This is a genomic window from Pseudomonas sp. A214, assembly GCF_900156295.1.
Taxonomy (GTDB): domain Bacteria; phylum Pseudomonadota; class Gammaproteobacteria; order Pseudomonadales; family Pseudomonadaceae; genus Aquipseudomonas; species Aquipseudomonas rhizophila.
The window spans coordinates 4107415-4126961 of the sequence record NZ_LT707062.1; the positions used below are offsets into that span (position 1 = coordinate 4107415).

The 19547-nt window shown below is 59.4% G+C and carries 17 protein-coding genes; 7 read left to right on the plus strand and 10 right to left on the minus strand.

Annotated features, from left to right (window positions below; genetic code table 11):
* Nucleotide 1 precedes the first annotated feature (1 nt).
* From BW979_RS18325 to gnd, 3 genes are read right to left on the minus strand one after another with little or no spacing between them, the layout of a single operon-like run.
* Complete coding sequence (locus BW979_RS18325; RefSeq protein ID WP_076386672.1) at nucleotides 2–823, minus strand: HAD family hydrolase; 822 nt, start codon at nucleotides 821–823, stop codon at nucleotides 2–4.
* Entirely contained in the window at nucleotides 816–2339 is a 1524-nt protein-coding gene (zwf, locus tag BW979_RS18330) for a glucose-6-phosphate dehydrogenase (protein ID WP_076384973.1), read from the minus strand. Before zwf ends, BW979_RS18325 begins: the two co-directional genes overlap by 8 nt.
* A complete protein-coding gene (gene gnd, locus BW979_RS18335) occupies nucleotides 2336–3340 on the minus strand; it encodes a phosphogluconate dehydrogenase (NAD(+)-dependent, decarboxylating) (protein WP_256244141.1) in 1005 nt (334 codons plus the stop codon). The genes zwf and gnd overlap by 4 nt, the downstream gene beginning before the upstream one ends.
* Nucleotides 3341–3590: 250 nt before the next feature.
* On the opposite strand from gnd, the gene BW979_RS27640 reads away from it, so the two are divergent.
* Entirely contained in the window at nucleotides 3591–3764 is a 174-nt protein-coding gene (locus tag BW979_RS27640; protein ID WP_171061379.1) for a DUF6026 family protein, read from the plus strand.
* A 349-nt stretch (nucleotides 3765–4113) separates the two neighbouring features.
* A complete protein-coding gene (locus tag BW979_RS18340; protein WP_076384975.1) occupies nucleotides 4114–5853 on the plus strand; it encodes a phosphoethanolamine transferase CptA in 1740 nt (579 codons plus the stop codon).
* 36 nt (nucleotides 5854–5889) lie between these two features.
* Here BW979_RS18340 and BW979_RS18345 read toward each other — a convergent pair whose 3' ends face one another.
* The 4 genes from BW979_RS18345 to BW979_RS18360 form a co-directional block, all read right to left on the minus strand.
* Nucleotides 5890–6384, minus strand: coding sequence for a GNAT family N-acetyltransferase (locus BW979_RS18345; protein ID WP_047226549.1), 495 nt, complete (start codon nucleotides 6382–6384; stop codon nucleotides 5890–5892).
* A gap of 57 nt (nucleotides 6385–6441) precedes the next feature.
* Nucleotides 6442–7563 (minus strand): cell division protein ZapE, encoded by a 1122-nt coding sequence (zapE, locus tag BW979_RS18350; RefSeq protein WP_076384977.1) that lies wholly within the window; start codon nucleotides 7561–7563, stop codon nucleotides 6442–6444.
* A 151-nt stretch (nucleotides 7564–7714) separates the two neighbouring features.
* The gene (locus BW979_RS18355; RefSeq protein ID WP_047226551.1) at nucleotides 7715–8056 is read right to left on the minus strand and encodes a nuclear transport factor 2 family protein; all 342 of its coding nucleotides are present in this window, start codon (nucleotides 8054–8056) and stop codon (nucleotides 7715–7717) included.
* A 51-nt stretch (nucleotides 8057–8107) separates the two neighbouring features.
* A complete protein-coding gene (locus tag BW979_RS18360; RefSeq protein WP_047226552.1) occupies nucleotides 8108–8824 on the minus strand; it encodes a helix-turn-helix transcriptional regulator in 717 nt (238 codons plus the stop codon).
* A gap of 191 nt (nucleotides 8825–9015) precedes the next feature.
* Between BW979_RS18360 and BW979_RS18365 the strand changes: the two genes are divergently transcribed.
* The gene (locus tag BW979_RS18365) at nucleotides 9016–9486 is read left to right on the plus strand and encodes an LEA type 2 family protein (protein ID WP_047226553.1); all 471 of its coding nucleotides are present in this window, start codon (nucleotides 9016–9018) and stop codon (nucleotides 9484–9486) included.
* A gap of 1 nt (nucleotide 9487) precedes the next feature.
* Here BW979_RS18365 and BW979_RS18370 read toward each other — a convergent pair whose 3' ends face one another.
* Nucleotides 9488–10411: a carbon-nitrogen hydrolase family protein gene (locus tag BW979_RS18370; protein ID WP_076386674.1), complete on the minus strand. Its 924-nt coding sequence runs from the start codon at nucleotides 10409–10411 to the stop codon at nucleotides 9488–9490.
* Between the two features lie 94 nt (nucleotides 10412–10505).
* Here BW979_RS18370 and BW979_RS18375 point away from each other — a divergent pair, with 94 nt between their 5' ends.
* Nucleotides 10506–11405: a LysR family transcriptional regulator gene (locus BW979_RS18375; RefSeq protein WP_172833799.1), complete on the plus strand. Its 900-nt coding sequence runs from the start codon at nucleotides 10506–10508 to the stop codon at nucleotides 11403–11405.
* A gap of 3 nt (nucleotides 11406–11408) precedes the next feature.
* On the opposite strand, the gene BW979_RS18380 is transcribed toward BW979_RS18375, so the two are convergent.
* Complete coding sequence (locus BW979_RS18380; RefSeq protein WP_076384979.1) at nucleotides 11409–11663, minus strand: hypothetical protein; 255 nt, start codon at nucleotides 11661–11663, stop codon at nucleotides 11409–11411.
* A 160-nt stretch (nucleotides 11664–11823) separates the two neighbouring features.
* Between BW979_RS18380 and BW979_RS18385 the strand changes: the two genes are divergently transcribed.
* A complete protein-coding gene (locus BW979_RS18385; RefSeq protein WP_047226556.1) occupies nucleotides 11824–12141 on the plus strand; it encodes a DUF883 family protein in 318 nt (105 codons plus the stop codon).
* Between the two features lie 100 nt (nucleotides 12142–12241).
* On the opposite strand, the gene BW979_RS18390 is transcribed toward BW979_RS18385, so the two are convergent.
* On the minus strand, nucleotides 12242–13273 hold the full coding sequence (locus BW979_RS18390) for an Ldh family oxidoreductase (protein WP_076384981.1): 1032 nt from the start codon (nucleotides 13271–13273) through the stop codon (nucleotides 12242–12244).
* Between the two features lie 385 nt (nucleotides 13274–13658).
* On the opposite strand from BW979_RS18390, the gene BW979_RS18395 reads away from it, so the two are divergent.
* Nucleotides 13659–18338: a dermonecrotic toxin domain-containing protein gene (locus BW979_RS18395; protein ID WP_231990583.1), complete on the plus strand. Its 4680-nt coding sequence runs from the start codon at nucleotides 13659–13661 to the stop codon at nucleotides 18336–18338.
* 196 nt (nucleotides 18339–18534) lie between these two features.
* Nucleotides 18535–19536 (plus strand): FecR family protein, encoded by a 1002-nt coding sequence (locus BW979_RS18400; RefSeq protein WP_076384985.1) that lies wholly within the window; start codon nucleotides 18535–18537, stop codon nucleotides 19534–19536.
* Nucleotides 19537–19547: the final 11 nt, after the last annotated feature.

Genomic DNA, 19547 nt, shown 5'->3' on the forward strand with positions numbered 1-19547 from the left:
TTCATCGAGCCAGAATGAATCGCTCGATTGCCAGCGCCGCGCCGTCTTCGGTGTTGGCTGCGGTGATGACATCGGCCTGACGCTGAATCGCCTCCTCCGCCTGCCCCATGGCAATCGACAACCCCGCACGGTGAAACATCGCCGGATCGTTGCCACCGTCGCCCATGGCGGCGGTCTGTTCCAACGGCACCCCCAGGAACGCTGCCAGGGTCGCCAGCGCTTCACCCTTGTTTGCCCGCATCGCCGTCACATCCAGATAGATCGGTTGCGAACGCGAGACCTGAGCCTGGCCCTTGAGCAGCGGATGCAAGCGCGCCTCCAGATCAACCAGTAGCTGCGTATTGGCGCTGGTGGCGACGATCTTGTCGATACGTTCCAGGTAAGGCTCGAAACTCTCGACTTGCACCGGCGGATAGCCAAGCCCACGCGTCTCCACCGGCACCATCGGACCGTTGGCGTCGCGCACCAGCCAGTCGCCGTCGGCAAACACCCAGACCTCGATATCAGGCTGGTCGGCGTACAAGGCCAGCGTCGCCAAAGCCGCCTCAGGTGGCAGGTAGTGCACGGCGAGGAAACTGCCGTCCGGGTGGACCAGCGTACCGCCATTGAACGCGGCGGTAGGCAGGTCCACGCCCAAGGCTTCGATCTGCTGCAACATCGCCCGGGGCGGCCGCCCGGTGGCGAGGCTGAACATCACGCCCGCCTCGCGCAGCGAGCGAACGGCCTCGATAGTGCGCTGGTTGAGACTGTGGTCGGGCAGCAACAGCGTGCCGTCCATGTCACTGAGTAAAAACCGGATGGGGTGTTTCACCTGATCACTCATCGAGCGCATGCCAAACGCGGCCATCGCGTGTCAGCAGGTCATCTGCGGCCGACGGACCATCTTCACCGGCCTTGTAGAACTGGACCGTCGCGTCCTGTTGCCAGGCATCGAGGAACGGCTGGACCACACGCCAACCGTTTTCAATGTTGTCGGCACGCTGGAACAAGGTCTGATCGCCGGTCAGGCAGTCGTAGATCAAGGTTTCGTAGCCCGTGGACGGTTGCATTTCGAAGAAGTCCTTGTAGGCAAATCCCAGCTCAATATTCGCCATGTCGAGGGTTGGCCCCGGCCGCTTGGCCAGCAGGTCGAACCACATGCCTTCATTGGGCTGGATCTGGATTCTCAAGTACGTAGGTTGCAGTTCATCGACTTCAGTATCGCGAAACTGCGCGTAAGGCGCCGGTTTGAAGCAGATGACAATTTCCGTGTCCCGCACACTCATGCGTTTGCCTGTGCGCAGGTAAAACGGCACCCCGACCCAACGCCAGTTATCGATCATCACCTTGAGGGCGACGTAGGTTTCGGTATTGCTGTCGGGTGCGACATTGGCTTCCTCGCGGTAACCATTGACCGGTCTGTCGCCGACGTGGCCTGCGGTGTACTGGCCACGCACCGAGTTGGCGCGGGCCTGCTCCACCGACCAGGGGCGAATGGCCCCGACCACCTTGGCCTTCTCACCACGCACCGCATCGGCGCCAAAGGCAGCCGGCGGTTCCATGGCCACCATCGCCAGCAACTGGAACAAGTGGTTGGGCACCATGTCCCGCAGGGCGCCGGTGTGTTCGTAGAAACTGCCACGGGTTTCCACGCCAACGGTTTCCGCGGCGGTGATTTGTACGTGGTCGATGTAGTGATTGTTCCAGAAGGCCTCGAACAGGCTGTTGGAAAAACGGCTGACCAGAATGTTCTGCACCGTTTCCTTGCCCAGATAATGGTCGATCCGGTAGATCTGTTTTTCGCTCATGACTTTGAGCAGGCAGGCATTGAGCGCTTCGGCGGTTTGCAGGTCGGAACCGAACGGTTTCTCGATCACCACACGCCGGAAGGCATCATCCTGCTCTTGAAGCAGCCCAGCCGCGCCGAGGCGGCGGACCACTTCACTGAAAAAGCGCGGCGCGGTCGCCAGATAGAAAACCGCGTTGCCGGTGCCACTGGCGGCGATTTTCGCCGCCAGTGCTTGGTAGGTGCTGTCGTCGAGGAAGTCACCCTGAACATAACTGATGCCCCGAGCCAGGCTGGCCCACAGCACCGGGTCGAGCGCCCGGTCGGCATCACCGCCCTTGCTCGCCGCCTGGTGACGGATGAAATCCTCGAGTTTCCGGGCGAAGTCCACATCACTGATAGCATTATGGTCAACGCCAATGATCTGCAGGCCATCCCCCAGCAGCCCGTCGCGACTGAGGTGGTACAGCGCCGGCATCAGCAGACGCTTGACCAGATCACCATGGGCGCCGAACAGAAACAGCGTGGTCGGCGGCGCGGGTTCTGCCTTGGATTTCCTGCCGATCGAGGTCATTTTTTCGGCGTCTCCACGTGACCACCGAAGCCAAAGCGCATGGCCGAGAGCATCTTGTCACCGTAGGTGCTCTGCTGGCGCGAGCGGAAACGGGCGAACAATGAACTGGAGAGCACCGGCACCGGCACCGCTTGCTCAATGGCCGCTTCGATGGTCCAGCGCCCTTCACCACTGTCGGCAACCTCACCAGAGAAGCCGTCCAGCTTCGGATCGCTGGCCAAGGCGTCGGCGGTCAAATCCAGCAGCCAGGACGACACCACACTGCCGCGACGCCAGACTTCGGCGATATCGGCCACGTTCAAGTCAAATCGCTGCTCAGGTGGCAGGCTTTCGCTGGATTTGGTCTTGAGGATGTCAAAGCCCTCGGCGAAGGCCTGCATCATTCCGTATTCAATGCCGTTGTGGATCATCTTCACGAAATGCCCCGAACCGGCCGGGCCCGCGTGGATGTAGCCGCGTTCAGCGCGATCATCGTCGGACTTGCGGTCGCGGGTGCGCGGTATATCGCCCATCCCTGGCGCCAGGCTGTCAAACAAGGGGTCCAGGCGCTTCACCACTTCGGCGTCACCCCCAATCATCATGCAATAACCGCGTTCCAGGCCCCAGACGCCGCCGGAAGTGCCGACGTCGATATAATTCAGGCCCTTGACCGACAACGCCTGCGCGCGACGGATGTCATCCTTGTAGTACGTGTTACCGCCATCAATGATGACGTCGCCCGGCTCCAGCAACTCGCTGAGAACGTTAATCGTGTCTTCGGTGGGTGCGCCGGCAGGCAACATGACCCAGACAGCCCGTGGTTTTTCCAGACCGGCCACCAGTTGCGGCAGATCCGCGACGCCCGTTGCGCCCTCCTGGCTCAGGTTTTCAACAAAGGCGGCATTGCGATCGTAGACGACGGTGGTATGCCCATTGAGCATCAGGCGCCGCGCAATATTGCCGCCCATGCGGCCCAGTCCAATGATCCCGAGTTGCATGTGCTGATGCTCCCTACTACAAATAAAGGTGTGTCAAAGGTTTAGCTCAATCGACGAGTGGAGGTTAGTCCAGAGCATTGCTGCATAGTTTCCGGGTAATTCGAGCGATCACAAGGGATAACGCTCCAGATCCGGCCAAAGACACAGCGACCATGAAAAATAAAAAAGTTCCAATCACAAGCAAAAGAAATCAGAATCGGCGCCGATAGTAGAGGTGTCGACCAAATACTGGCGACATCTCTATAGTTGATGTACGCCATTTGCGAGGTGAGCAATGGACTCCGTAGTTACCGCACGTCCTCCCCAAACCCTTTACGTGACCATTCGTCGCGACGAATTACGCCTGCTCAAAGAAGAGCGTGATCTGCTGCTTGATGAGGTGACGCAATTGCGCATGCAGTTGCAACACTCCCAGCTGTCCCATCAGAGCCAGGCCCTGGCTCGGTAACCCCCGAGCAGAGGCGCGGCGCCGGAAGTGGCACTGGACAAACCGGTGTCATTTCCATGTGTACCCATTCGTGCCAAGGGCATGTGTTCTTGCCGCAACACGTAGCGGCCAGCCCCTGAGTGCGCGGGTTTCAGTGCGTGAGGTTGCAACGCGACCACCGGAAATAAACCTCCTCGCCACAAATAACGCCTTCGCCACAGCCCCCCCGACATTCGTTTTGTAACCAAATATCTAACAAACTTTTCACACCCCCATCGCGATACTCCCGGCCTTTTAGGTAGTTCGGCGCATGTCTGTGGGCATCCATTGGGTGCCAGCGGCTTTGTCGACAGGAAGGCTGGAGCGCTTGATGAGTTTGTTCAAACGCAGCACAACGACTGCGAAAAGTTTCGACTGGGCCGGGTTTGGCTGGTTATTTCTGTTTTTCTGGTATTTCTCGGGCATTACCCAACTGCTCATACTGGTAACCGACACCTCTGGGTTCACCGGGTTTCGCCAGGCATTCGTGATGAGCGCGCTGTGGCTTGCGCCCACGCTGCTCTTTCCTGCCCGGACCCGTTTACTTGCTGCGCTGATCGGCGTGGTCCTGTGGGCTTGCTCCATGGCCAGCCTGGGCTACTTCTTCATCTATCAGCAGGAGTTTTCCCAGAGCGTCATCTTCATCATGTTCGAATCGAACGTGTCCGAAGCCGGCGAGTACATGACGCAGTATTTTGCCTGGTGGATGGTGGCGGCCTTCCTGGCCCATACCGCCGTCGGATATTGGCTCTGGACACGTCTGCGCCCGGTGTACCTGCCCCGCGGCCAAGCCATGGTCGCGGCGACTGCGATTGTGGTGGCAGTTGCCGGCTATCCGCTGGTCAAGCACACCCTGCGTGCAGGTACATTTGCCGGTGGCCTGGAGAAATTCGAAAGTCGCATCGAGCCGGCCGTGCCGTGGCAGATGCTGGTTGCTTACCGGCGCTATGGCGAACAACTGGAAAACATGCAGGGCATGCTTCACAGCGCCAGCAAGATCGCCCCCCTGGGCCACCTGAAGGACGCCATGGCCGACCAGCCCACCACTCTGGTGCTGGTCATCGGCGAGTCCACCAACCGCCAGCGCATGAGCCTGTACGGTTACCCAAGGAAAACCACGCCGGAACTGGACAAGCTCAAGGACCAGCTCTCGGTTTTCGACAATGTCATCACCCCGCGCCCCTACACCATCGAAGCGCTGCAGCAGGTGCTGACGTTCGCCGATGAACAGAACCCAGACCTTTACCTGAGCACACCGTCCCTGGTGAGCATGATGAAGCAGGCCGGTTACAAGACCTTCTGGATCACTAACCAGCAGACCATGACCAAGCGCAACACCATGCTCACGACCTTCTCTCAACAAGCCGATGCGCAGGTATACCTGAACAACAACCGCAACCAGAACGCGGCGCAATACGACGGCGATGTGATCGCCCCGTTCAACCAGGCCCTGGCAGACAGCGCTGCGCGCAAACTGATCGTGGTGCACCTGCTCGGCACCCACATGAGCTATCAATACCGGTATCCGCCCAGCTTCAAGACGTTCACCGACCGCCAGGGCGTACCGGCGGGGGTGCGTGACGACCAGGTCCCGACCTACAACAGTTACGACAACGCGGTGCTGTACAACGACTTCGTAGTGTCCAGCCTGATCAAGGACTACGCCAAAACCGACCCCAACGGCTTTTTGCTGTACCTGTCGGACCATGGCGAAGACGTGTTCGATTCGCCGGGCCACAGCACGCTTGGCCGCAACGAAGGCAAGCCGACCGCGCCGATGTACACCGTTCCGTTCATCGCCTGGGCCTCGCCCAAGTGGCGTGAAACTCATGACTGGAACTTCAGCGCTGACCTGTCACGCCCCTACAGCAGCGCTCACTTGATCCACACCTGGGCAGACCTGGCCGGTTTGAGTTTTGATGAGCTGGACCGCAGTAAAAGCCTGGTGAGCGATGACTTCAAGGCCCGCCCGCTGTTGATCGGCAACCCTTATGAACACCAGCGCAAAGCCTTGATCGACTTCAGCCTGATGCAGCCCAAGGCGCCTGCGGTGCGGGTCGTGCAAAAATAACCGCACCGCCCTCGCCCGCTACCACAGGAGCGGCCTCTACAGGGGCTTTGTCCAGAACAGCATACGGCCATGGGCCGGGTCGAACATGCCAGGGGCAAAGCCAAACCTGGTATAGCTGGCCTGGGCGATGGCATTGCCTTCAAGCACTTCCAGGGTGATTTTGCAGCAACCCCGCTGGCGGGCGATATCCTCGACCTTCTGCAGCATCTTCTGGCTCAACCCCAACCCGCGGAACGGCTTCATCACCACAACATCGTGGACATTGACCAGCGGTCTGCAGGCGAAGGTCGAAAAACCTTCGAAGCAATTGACCAGGCCCGCTGGTTCGCCGTTGACGAAAGCCAGTACGCTGAAGGCATGCGGGCGCTTGGCCAGTTCCTCGGGTAGATGCAGCAGCACTTCCGGCGGCAGCGACTGACCACCGCCCATTGGATCTTCGGCATAGCCGTTGAGCACATAACAGATTGCTTCGGCGTGGACTGCATTGGTGTAGCTGGCTTGCAATACAAGAATGTCCCTGGTTTCTTCCACGGCGTTCCATCTCACTTCGGTAGTACCGACGGCTCCGGTGCCGTCGGCGGGATACGGTCAGGCGGACTGACCAAAACGCTGCATTTGCATTTCCTGCAGGCGGCTGAGCGTACGACGAAACGGGAATTGCAGATAGCCCTCGGTGTACAACCGGTCCATCGGTACCTGTGCCGAAAGGTACAACGGCACCTTGCGGTCGTAGCATTCATCGACCAGGGCAATGAACCGTCGCACACCGTCATCATGAATGGACAACTGCGGCAACTCACGATCACCGGCCTCGACCCTTTCAACCCCGTCTTCGGTTCCACGGGCAATGCGCCCCTCGCGCTGCTCGGCGCTCAGATTGGGTACGTCGCTGATCAGAATGGCCTTGAAACGGTCGCACAGTGCCATGAAATCCATGGCTGAGAACGGCTGTTCGCACATATCCGCGTAACGACTCCAGAGCACCGTATCGCTGGCCCGCACGGGCTGAAGCAGACGATGGCCAACTTCAATCGGCAAACTGTTGGACGCCTGTCCTGCGGTCAACTGGGCAAAAACAGCCTCCAACGGATCGGGTTGTCCGCCGTCGCGTAGCCAGTAGCGCTGCTGCAATGCTCCCGGATGCTGGCGATGATCTTGCCATCCGTTCACCGGCACGACCCGCATGTGCTGCTTGATCGCCGTGATGGTGGGCAGGAATCGCTCGCGGTTGTGGCCGTTGGCATAAAGCTCCTCGGGCGGCAGGTTGGAGGTGCTGACCACCACCATGCCCCGCTCGAACATGACCTGAAACAGACGGCTCAGAATGATGGCATCGCCAATGTCGGTGACGAACAACTCGTCGAAACACAACACCCTGACCTCTTGGCTCAGTTCTGCAGCCAATGCCTGCAAAGGGTCCGGCGTGCCCGTAAGCTGGAACGAGCGCTGATGCACCCAGGCCATGAAATGATGGAAATGCTGACGACGGGCCGGCACCCTCAGGCTTTCGTAGAAACGGTCCATCAACCAGGTCTTGCCGCGGCCGACCGGCCCCCAGAGATAAACGCCCTGGATCGACTTGCGCCCCTCGTGCAGTGCCTGGTGGCACTCTTGCAGAGCCATGATGGCCAGTTCCTGGGCTTCATCCTGGACAAAGCCATGGTGTTCGATGGCATGCTGCCAGGCGCTCAAGGGGGAGTCGAAAGTCATACGGCCCTGATCCGGAAAACGAGGTCGGGGAGTATGCCATGTCGGCGGCTTTGAGTGAGTGATCTCACCTGTCTGTGAACCCAAACAAAACCCTGTGGCGAGGGCGATCTATCTCCTCGCCACAGGTGTTGACGAACCAACGTGCAAACATCTAGATCGAGATATCCAGCCGACTGATCTTCCCTTGCTCGTCGAGCCGGAAGGTGTAGCGCAACTCCAGCGGGCTGCCGGGGAAAGTTCCGGAGATCAGGTTATGCACCAGCACCTTGCCGGTGCGTTGCTGCACATTGAGCACCTCGACCCGAGGCTGTAAACGCCGGGCGGTGTCTTCCATCCATTGAGCGATGGCCTGGGTACCGGCGCGGTGCTGGCCTTCATCGAACACGTTGGCATCCTCGGCGAAAAAACGCGTCACCGCCGAACTGTCACGGGCATTGGCGGCTGCAATGTAGCCGGCAATGGCCGGGGCCAGGGAAGAGACGGGATTGGACATGGTAGGGCTCCTTGTTTTATCGATCTGACACCATGCTAGAACAGCCTTGTGTCAGTTTTTGTCAGGAGTGAAACGCCCCATTTCGTCCAGTTCCATCAGCTTGAACCAGGCGCGCAACAAGTCGCTGCGCCGGCCAGGATAGCGCTCGCCCTGCTCGGTGGCAGAAGCAATCCGGTCAGTGCGAAAGGTCCGATAGGCGCCGCGTAGTTCACACCAGGCAACCACTACCCGCGCCTCATTGAAAAAACCCAGGGCCAACGGCCAGATCAGGCGCTGGCTGGGGGTTTTGTTCACGTCGGCGTAATCGATATGCAGCTTGGCTTGGGCGCGAATGGCCTGGCGGTACACATTCAGCTCCACCGTATTCTGTGGATAGCCATAGCCAGGAGGCCCGGGCAATACCGTGGGGTTGCGCAGGGCATCCCGGACGTCAGGCGCCAGCACTGCGGCCACCTTGGCCAAAGCGTCGGCAGCAGCCTTGCCCAGCACCTCGTCGCCACGCTGATCAACGTAGCGCAGCCCCAGCACAATGGCTTCGATTTCATCAGCCGTGAACATCAATGGCGGCAGGAACAGGCCGCTGCGCAACACATAGCCAATGCCCGCCTCGCCCTGGATCGGCGCCCCCAGGGCCGAGAGTTCGGCGATATCGCGGTAGAGCGTGCGCTCGGACACTTTCAACTCGGCCGCCAATGTCGCAGCGGTAACCGGGCAGCGCTTGCCTCGCAAGACTTGCAATAATGTGAGCAGTCGAGTGGTACGCGACACGATGGACGATCCGGAAAAAAGACTGACGCAGATTAGCAGAGCCTGGTGTCAGAAACTGTCAGGAGCCATGAGCCCTGTCTGGATTGAACTGGACGGGAAACCGCGTGATGTGCGGTGGTTTGAGAGAGATGTGGGTTATCGTGCTCAACAGCTCGCCCGTTTGCCCTACCTATTATCGTGAGAGTTTATCCATGCGCAGAGCCCTCGGTGTGTCCCTTTTCCTGATGTTGCTCAGTCTGAGCGCCTGCGCCCTCTTCCCGCACCGCGATCCGCTGAACATCACCGTGGTGGGCATCGAACCGTTGCCCAGCCAGGAGCTGGAGATGCGCTTTGCCGTGAAACTGCGATTGCAGAACCCTAACGAAACCGCCATCGATTACAACGGTGTCGCGCTCGACCTCGAGGTTAATGGCCGGACACTGGCATCGGGGGTCAGCGATCAGACCGGATCCATCCCACGGTTCTCCGAGGCGGTACTGAGCGTGCCAGTGAGCATCTCGGCTTTCTCCGTGCTGCGCCAGACGCTGGGCCTGAGCCAGACCCAAAGCCTGGACAACCTGCCTTATGTACTCAAAGGCAAACTGGCCGGTGGACTGTTCGGCACCCTGCGCTTCGTGGATCGCGGCACCCTGGACTTGCCGGGTACCGCGGCCACTTGGTAAATCAACGAGTGAAACGCACGCCGGGTTTGGCCCGCTCGTCCACCACCAGTTCGAACACATCTGGCCTGGCGTAATGGCCGACCACGTCATAGTCGTAGCGCGCCGGTACCAGTTCATCGGTATCGATTTCGGCGGTCAACAACCCGCTTGTGCCTTTAAGCGGACCGGCCAGGACGTCCCCCATGGGGCCGACAATCACACTGCCGCCGGCAATCAGGGGACGCTCGGCAGGCCAGTTCGCCACTTCAATGCCCAGCGCCTGAGGCGAGGCCTGAACCTGACAGGCGCTGACCACGAAGCAACGACCTTCGTGGGCGATATGACGCATGGTCACCTGCCACATCTCCCGCTCATCCACCGTCGGCGCACACCAGACCTGCACCCCTTTGGCGTACATCGCGGTGCGCAACAGCGGCATCATGTTCTCCCAACACACCGCAGCGCCTACACGACCGACCTGGCTGTCGATCACCGGTAAAGTCGAGCCGTCGCCCTTACCCCAAATCAGACGCTCAGTGCCAGTGGGCATCAGCTTGCGATGCTTGGCCACCAGGCCGGCATCGGGCTCGAAATACAGGGCGGTGCAGTACAAGGTACTGCCGTCACGCTCAATGACACCCACTACCAGACTTGCCCCCGTGCGCGCCGAAAACCCGGCCAAGGCCTCGGTTTCACTGCCCGGCACGTCGATGGCGTTGGCAAAATAACGAGCAAAGGCCTCGCGTCCCTCGGGCAACCGGTACCCCAACTGTGTACCGAAGCTTTCTCCCTTCGGATACCCACCCAGCAGCGCTTCGGGCATCACCACCAAGCGTGCTCCGGCCTGGCGTACGGCATCTTCATAGGTAAGGATCTGCGCCAGGGTGTCAGCTTTGCCTCCGGGCAACGAGCCGATCTGCAGGGCAGCCACAATGGATTTGGGCATGGTTTTCAACTCCTCGATCATCTGGGGTTGCTGATTTTCAGGTGCCAGACGATCATGAATAAAGCCCCATACGCTGCTAAATGATATGAGTGTTATGAATATCGCGGATGTCGACCTTAATCTGCTCAAGACCTTCGAAGCCCTGCACGATGAATCCAGCGCCAGCCGCGCCGCGCTACGCCTGGGCGTGACCCAGTCGGCCATCAGCGCGGCGCTGCGCAGGCTTCGAAACCTGTATGACGATCAATTGTTTGTGCGCACTGGCCGCGGCCTGGCGCCGACCTTACGGGCCAATCAGCTCAAACCGGTGATCAGCGACGCACTGAATAAATGTCGCCAGAGCCTGGCGATGGTTGACCCCGATGCCAGTCATTACGAAGGTCGCTCGGTCATCGTCGGGTTGTCCGATGATTTCGAAATTGCCCATGGCCGGCGCTTGATCGAGGACGTGGCACGACGGGCGCCGGGGCTGCGATTGATTTTTCGCCAGACCCATAGCCAGATCGTCGGCCGGGCGCTGATGGAGCGCAGTTTCGATCTGGCGATCACGGCGGGAGGGTTTACCGAACGCTTGCTCAGCCGTCAGGTACTGGGCGAAGGCGACTACGCCTGTCTCGTCGACCCGGCCAGCCTGACGCAGGACCAGCAGACGCTGACCCTGGAGGCGTTCGTGGCCCGTGAGCATCTGCTCGTGTCTTCCGGTGGGTTCATCGGCATCACCGACGAAGGGTTGGCCGGCCTTGGCCTGAGCCGGCGGGTGTGTGCCTCGACCACCCACTTTGCCGCCCTGCCGTTCCTGCTCAAGGGCAGCCAGGCCGTGGCGACCATTCCGCTGCATGCCGCCGCGGCGATCGCCTCCCTCAGTGGCCTGGCGTTGCTGCCCTGCCCGCTGGACCTGCCCCGCTACCCGATCGAACTGGGCTGGCGAACCCATACGCAGATGGACCCGGCCGTGGTCAAGGTGCGTGAGGCTATCATCGCGACCTTTGCCTGAGGTTTATTTGTTGGCTGCCATCAGACGATTGACTTCACTGCGCACCATGTTGGCGTACTCAGGCGGCGACATGCCGTCCAGTTCGGCACGTACCCATTCGGACCACTTGCCCTTGCGCTTGGAACGCTCGCCGAACAACCGGGCCGCGTCACCCTTGGCCTTGCCCAGATTGTTTTGCCACAGTTCAAAAAGTCGGGACTTTTCGTCTTCCAGTGCCGCGCGCTCGGCCAGGGGCTTGTCAGCCAGATTGAAACTCATGGGAATTACCTGTTGCGTAAATATGCGCCATCTTACACCTTGAAGAGGCGCGTCTTAACCACGTTTTATGATCCACAGTGCTGCCGCTGCCAGACGCTGCAACTTTTGCTCAAGGGCAGCACTCCATTGTTCACTGCCATCATCAGCAAGGAGTACCTCAATGGCTCGCAAAAGCACGCTGCAAGGGAATGGAGAGCAAATCAAGGATCAAGCCTTCAGTGAACTGAAGGCTTTGATTGAGGAATCGGAAAAGCTGCTCAAAAGCAGCGCCTCACTGGTCGGCGAAGACGCTGAAAACCTGCGCGACCAGATCTCGCAGAAGCTGCAACAAGCCCTGGATTCGGTTGCCAGCGCACGGGAGCGGACCCGGCCGATGGTCGATGCCACCGAAGTCTATATCGGCGGACATCCATGGCAGACCGTGGCCATTTCCGCAGGCTTCGGCCTGGTGGTGGGGTTGTTGCTCGGACGCCGTTAAGCCCTTGGCAAAAACCTGTTTGAATGATCACTGATAGTGTGGCGAGGAGATTTCCTCGCCACAGATGCGTGAACCGCCAGAGCCTCATCCGAAGCCGGCTTTACAAACCCGCCAACTCCCGCAACTGCGCCAATGTCTGCCCGTCCAGTGCGATCCCCCGCTCATTGGATTTGCTGCGCTCGTTGTGTCGACGATCACCCGGCAGCCGTCGCAACCCGACACCATGCATCTGCCTGACCAGCTCCTGGCTGCGCTCGGCGAAGTTCTGCCCGGCGGCCTTGCTCGGGTCGATCACGATCAACAACTGACCGGTCCAGGGTGTCTTGGCCCCAGGATGGTTGTGCCAATCGAACTCGAAGGAAAAGTTGCCACCGGTCAGGGCGGCCGCCAGCAGCTCGACCATCATCGACAACGCCGAGCCCTTGTGTCCGCCAAAAGGCAGGAGCGCCCCGCCTTCGAGAATCGCCTTCGGATCGCAGGTCGGCTGACCGAGGCTGTCCACCCCCATTCCTGGCGGTAGTGACTCGCCCTTGCGTGCAGCAATCTGCACATCTCCGTGGGCAATCGCGCTGGTGGCCAGGTCGAAGACAATCGGCTCACCATCGGCCCGTGGCGCAGCGAAGGCAATGGGATTGGTACCAAAGAGTGGACGGTCAGCACCGTGAGGCACCACGCACGTCATGCTGTTGACCACGCTCAATGCCACGAGACCTTCATAGGCAAACGGCTCGACATCCGGCCACAGGGCAGCGAAGTGATGGGAGTTGCGGATCGCCAACACTGCAATCCCGGCGCTGCGGGCCTTGGCCACCAGCAACGGACGTGCGGCGGCCAGGGCCGGCTGGGCGAAGCCGTTACCAGCGTCCACCCGTACAAACCCTGATGCCACATCTTCGACCGTGGGTACTGCCTGACCATTGACCCAACCACTTTTCAGCGTCGAGACATAACCGGGAATGCGAAACACCCCATGACTGTGGGCGCCATCACGTTCGGCTCCGGCGCAGTTTTCGGCCAGGGCCCGGGCGACCTCGGCCGACGTGCCGTGTCGCAGGAATATTTTCTCCAGCAAGCTCACCAAAGCGGAAAAAGACAGGGTGCTTGAACCGGCATGATCGGATAGCGCAGACATCTGAAGCTCCAGAGTGATTGTTGGAGGTAGCAACAGCGTAAGGGGAACCAGCCGGCTGATTAAACACCGCTTCACTGTCGGAGCAAAGCTTGCTCGTGCCGGATTACGCTGATCACCGCGCTTGCGTGCGGTAACTATGTACCACCTTGGCTCATTGATCGTTGCCTAGTCTGGCCGCTCATCCACCAAACGTGCCGCCTCGCGGCGCCTTGAGCGAGAAGCAACGATGACCACTGCAACTACGCCGTTATTATTTCCCGAGGTATTGGCCGCCAATAACCTGGAGGACTTGAACGCCCCCCACGGATTGACCCAGGCCGACCTCGACTGGCTGCACCACGTGTCCCTGTCCAACCACACGCTGCGCGCCGCACAGACGCCCCCCATGTCTGCCGAAACGATTCGCTTGCAGGTCGACGCAAACGCGCCGATCCCGCTGGCCGGCTGCCTTGTGCTCAAAGCGCTGACAGACGCAGACGCAGCGCAGACCCAGCCTGCGTTCCTCTACACGCCCTACGGCGGAATCAGAAAATTCGACAGCCCCGAAGCTCTCGAAGAGAAGATGGAAGCGATGCTGGACAGTCCAGCCGAGCGTGACGATCTTTTTCGGCTGCTATCGATTTCCCAGCGCGCCGAACTCAACAGCACCTCCGCGATCAGGACTACCCGGCAACGTATCGACGGTGACGTCTTCAACACCCTGGTCGAGTCCATCGAGTTCGCTCAAAGCCTCAACGCCCGAACAATGGTGGATGAACTGATCAAGTTACCCTCCCTCAGTACGATGCTTGACGCGATCTTGAATGAGGTGCTGTCCAACTTTGATCATCGACAGGCCCGCGTAACCATGAGCACGTGGAGTAGCGTGGGGAGTCAGAAGGCAAGCCAGTTGACCAGAAGCATGACGCTCAGCGAGGCGGTCCTGGCCTACTTCCACAGCCAGGGTCGGCCCGCCGGGCAAGACGTTGACTTCATTCATCCAGGCATCACCGTATCACCGCAAAACAAGCGTCAATGGGAGAGCGTGTTGAAGGTGACCGCCAGCAACCTGATCCCCAGCCTTGCCCACTGTATCGACACTTTTTGGGACGCCACCGGCCCGTTCAATACCTCGCGCCGGCGCTTTCTTTCCCAAGTTCTCAGCGATGCGCTACAAGCCACGATTCTGATCAAGCGGGAGAAAAGACAACTCACCGAGGCACACGCCCAGGAACTGCTGCGGCTGTACAGGCCATCTCGCCCGGACGAACCGCTGCTGTTTATCGAAACCCTGCGTCTTTGGGAATATGAGCCGCTCTACGTAGAGCTGGCGGGTTCTTTGATGATCAGCGCCAAGGGACACTATCTCTATACCCCCAGCCACGGCCTTGAGAAAGTCGACAACTACCTGGGTTTCAAGGATGCGCTGCTCAATACCCCCACCGGCGCGGGGCGAAAGGAAGAACTCTACAGTCTGCTCAGCCTGGAGGAGCGCAACCGCTTCCTGCGCTTTGACGATCCCCAGGTGTCAGGTAAGGCGGTGACGTGGCCGGTATTCGAGTCTCTGGCTGATGCGATCATCGGCAAACAGTCGAAAAACCTTCATTTCGCAATGGAGATGTCCCGCCAGGGGGACGTGGACGTCCACGCGCTCGTTGACAAGGCCCTGGACATACGCAGCCTGATCGGCAAAAACCTGCTGACGCAAAAAACCGCTGGACACTGGGGCACGCAGCCGGTTTTTTACGGGGACCTGCGCCCGTCCAATTTCATGGCTGATCAACTGGAGAGGAAGATCAAGAGCTACGCCAGTGTCGAAGAGGCCTTGAATGCCGAACTGAGCCGATTGCCACTCTCCAGCGACACCTCGCTGCGTCACGCATTGAAAGGCCTTCTTCCTAAACTGACCAACGTCTTTTCCCTGGGAATACGTGCAGAAGCCGAACTCAGAGAACTCAACGCAACCCTGTCTCCCGCCGCGCGCGACCTTATCGCCGCGGTCTTTGCCTTTGATGCCGAATATCCGGACCGCACTCAACGCATCGGGGTAAAGGGCTTCCGGCCCGATGTCTATTCGCTGAGGCTGGCATGTACCGAGGACGGCAAAACCGTCTCCTTGCCGCTGGCCAATTGTTTCCTGCTGACCGAACGCGGCGGGCTGGATACGCCTCATTCCGGCCTGGCAATTCTCTGGACACCGGCCGACGGTTTACAAGTGTTTGCCTCAGTCGAACTTGCCACCCAGCAATTGAATCGCCACCTGCTCGACTCACGAAAGCGCTCTGGTCTGCTCGCCAACCTCTGGCCCGCCCAACGCAAGCCCCATGGACGCTATCAACTGGATGTGTTTGAGCTGATCGAAGACAACGTGCTGCTCAATCGGATGAAGTCGTTCAACGCACTGTTCGAGGCCCAATACAGGTATCTGAGCACGCTAAAGAGCGGGGACTGGCAACTGACAGGGCCTGAACGGGTAAAAAGCCTGGGCACATTGCTTGAAAAGGCCGCGCCTACCAATCTGACACACGCCACACGTATCGCCCAGGCGATCCGCTTGCAACAGAAACTCCCCGCCTGGCTTGGCGCCGCACCACTTGAAGAACAGCGCCTACAGATTGACCTGCTTGAGCAATACAGAAGCAGTGTCGACGATGACGAGGATTATCTGGACGGTATCGAGCCCCTGCACACCTATGTGAGCAAAAAGCTCAAAGCGCTCCTGGATGCGCGTTTCGCCGTAAAAGACCTGGATCCCGCCACCCTGTTGATCACCCCGAACCATGCGTTGGCGGGGCCCGCCAGCAGCTTGACCGAGTTCGCCCTCAATCATGCCGAATTCACTCAAAAGACAGGCTTCAGGGTGTCCTCGACCTCCGGGCGCGCGTTGCCCGACAGCCTGAACGAGACGGCTGTCAGGCAAATGCTGCTGTCGTTGGACATCCCCACCGCCTATAAAAAGATCGTACTGGACGAACTCTCCACTACCTCGACCGATGGCCAGAAAAGAAAGCAGCGATTTCGCCGGCAGTTGCCCTGGCAACTGTTGCAACATGCCCACGCACTGCATCTACAACAGCACCTTTCGCCCACAGGGTTTGAATTGATTCGCCAGGTACTGGACATGCCGGATGCCATCGCACGCCAGGCAGTGGACGGCGCCAGCGCGTTGATTCGTCCACTGGAGCTGATCAAAACCCGGGGAACTGCGGCGATCAAGGCACTGGGGCTCTACCTGATCGGATCAAGCACCGATGATACTGCCCCCCATGTGCTGTATTCCCCCTACCATGCGGGCCACAACTTCACCGAGTTCAAGGACCAGGCCAGCCTCATTGCAGCCTTCAACACGCCGGGCGCGTTGCAGGACCTGCTGATTCGTCGACTTCCCGAAAGCCAGCAAGCCACGTTCAAGAACCTGTTCGCCGCCACGGTCGGTTCTCTATCGGAAATCACCCTGGCTTCCAATCCGATCAAGACCAACCTGTTCGATGTATTGTTCAACGACAATACAACCCTGTTATCGGACATGCTGAGCGCACAAACAGAAAAAAACCGCCAGTTTGACTGGGAAACGGCCCTGCATTTGTTCAGCGCCGGCGTCAAACTGGTGGGGCGGCAGTTGCAAGGCAAACTGACGTTTATCGAAACGCTTTGGGAAAGTTACCAAGACTTCAAGGCCTCTTCTGAATCCCTGCAGCAGCATGACTGGAAAGCAGGCTTGCACGACTTCATCGCCGGCGCGGCAGAGATGGTCTCACTTGGCTTCCTGAATCGCGACGACACCTTCGGCCTGCTCGACCCGATAAGTCCCGGCACGCAGAACGCCTCCATGGCGACCCCGCCCCGCTGGAAAGACATCGCCTCCACCGCCCCGACGCGCACCAACCTGCGGGCCTTCGAAGCCACGGAGGTGAGCCTGCACAACCTGCAGAAGAACCGGATCGACGGAACCTACAGGGCCCCAGGGTCCGACAAGCTTTACGCACCTGTTGCCGGCATGGTTTTTCAGGTGGCCAAAGCCAATCAGGTCTGGCGCGTGGTCCATGAACAGGGAGAGGGCCCAATACTGAGGCAGTCGCCTGATAACCAGCAATGGACCGTAGACCCACAACGGCAGACCATTCGCTACGGCAAAGTGATGTCAACGCTGGCCAATTCCTACAGCGACTACAAGGCTTCAACGTCGCTCAACATTGAGGCTCGGGGCATGGCGCAAATACGCCGCAAATACCCGGCTTACGCAAACATGATCGAGCAGGCCCTGGAGGTGGCCAGGTATTACTCATTCAACGCCCTGCATAATCTGGATCAGATCAAACATCAGGTCCCGCCGGGCTCTCGGCTGGATACCTTCCTGAAGACGTTTTTTGGGGTGAGGACAGTCGACGCCAGCCTGATCAAGAAAATACACACCGCCGTCTCGCCGCTGTGCCGGGCATTGGCTGATCCGTCCTGGGAAACCCGCAACGCCAAGCGCCTTGTAATCGGCCGTTTGAAATACATGGACGATAGAGCCACCGCATTCGTGCTCGAACCGGAAAAGGCAGGAAGAATCTATCTGACCCAGTATTTCTTCGAGGTCGGATTGGATTGGTACAAGGACGCGGTCCCGGATTCCTTCAATGTCGATGCCCACGCCCAGGCCGCGGTGCTTATCCACGAAGTTTCTCATCAGCTTTTCGACACGCTCGATATTGTCTATCTGGACGCGGCACTGCCGTTTCTGGACCTGATTTCCAATGCCACTCAGTTCGGACATTCAAAATACAATTATCAAAAGGACCAGCAACGCAACGGGCTGTCGTTGACCACGCCACGATCCAAACTGTTCATGGGCTGGGACAGTGCAGCCGGCGGGCTCAAGAGCCTGGAGCTTTTCCCCGAGCATCGGGATATGGCCCGGGAAATCCTGAAGATGACCGGCGCCAGAAGCATGAGCGAGGCGCGCAGTATCTTTCTGGATCCAGGTTCACCGACAGCACGCATCGACGTGATCTTGCGAAACGCCGACTCCATGACGCTACTCATCTGTGAGCTGGGTCGACAGCTGGACTCCCCACCCTTGAGTCCCGCGGCCACGTTTTAAACGGCCTCTGCGAACGCTGCGCGCGGACGGGCCTTGATCTTTTTTTCACGAGATGTATGCCACGCTATAACCACGACATACCGGTGTTCGAGCCTTTGACCGGAAAAAACAGGCTCATTTTGATGTGCAAACGCCATGATGGCGGTTCTCGACAGGTCATGCCGAAGGTTAGAATGCGGCAAACCAGGAAGAGTCAATGACCGAACATACACTCTCGGAAGCCGAATACGACGCCATTACCGATGCGGCCGCGCATTGGTGCATGCGTTTGCACGCCGTCGACTGCACCGACGCCGAACGGCTGGCATTCAAACAATGGCACGATGCCGATCCCCTGCACGCTTTCGAATACCAAGCCATGCTGGAGATCTGGGCCGTGGCCGATCATCTTCCGCGTGTCGAAGCGGCACCATCTCCCGCGCCAATACCGCGACCTCGGTCCCGCTGGAGTCGGATGGCTGTCGCAGCCGCAGTGCTTGTGCTGGGCATACCCCTGGCCGCCTACACGGGCTGGAACCTGGGCTGGGTTGCCAACTCCTACGAACGATTCGAAGCGGATGCAAGCGTGCGTCACATCACCCTGGGTGACGGCAGCCAGGTAGAACTGAACCTGGGCAGTGAACTGGTATTTGCCAATTACAAGAATGAGCGTCGGGTGACGCTGAAAAAGGGCGAGGCGTTTTTCGACGTCAGCCATGACACACAACACCCATTCGTTGTACGGGCCGGCCAGGGCCAGGTGCGCGTGACCGGCACTCGCTTCAATGTATGGATGTATCAGGATCAGGTCCGGGTGACGCTGGTGGAGGGCTCGGTATGGGTGACCAGCAACCAGGCACTTGCCAGTAACGGCTCGCAGCTGTCGCCGGGCATGCAGGCCAGCTACAAGGCTGGCGACTATCAGCCGCAAATCCGTGAAGTAGATGCCAACGACAGCTCGCTGGCGTGGCGCAACGGCAAGCTGGTGCTGGACAACCTTGCCCTCAGCGATGCACTCCCGCTGATCAATCGTTATCTCGAGCATCCCGTCATGCTGGCCGACAACAGCACGGGCGCCCTGCGTATCGGTGGTATCTACAACCTCAACGAAGTGAAGAACCTGGTGCCTTCGTTGCCCAAAGTCCTGCCGGTTTACCTGACGCAGAACCAGGACGGCAATCCAGTCCTCAACTCCATCGGTCAACGGCCGTCCAACTGAAAAAGCCGCGA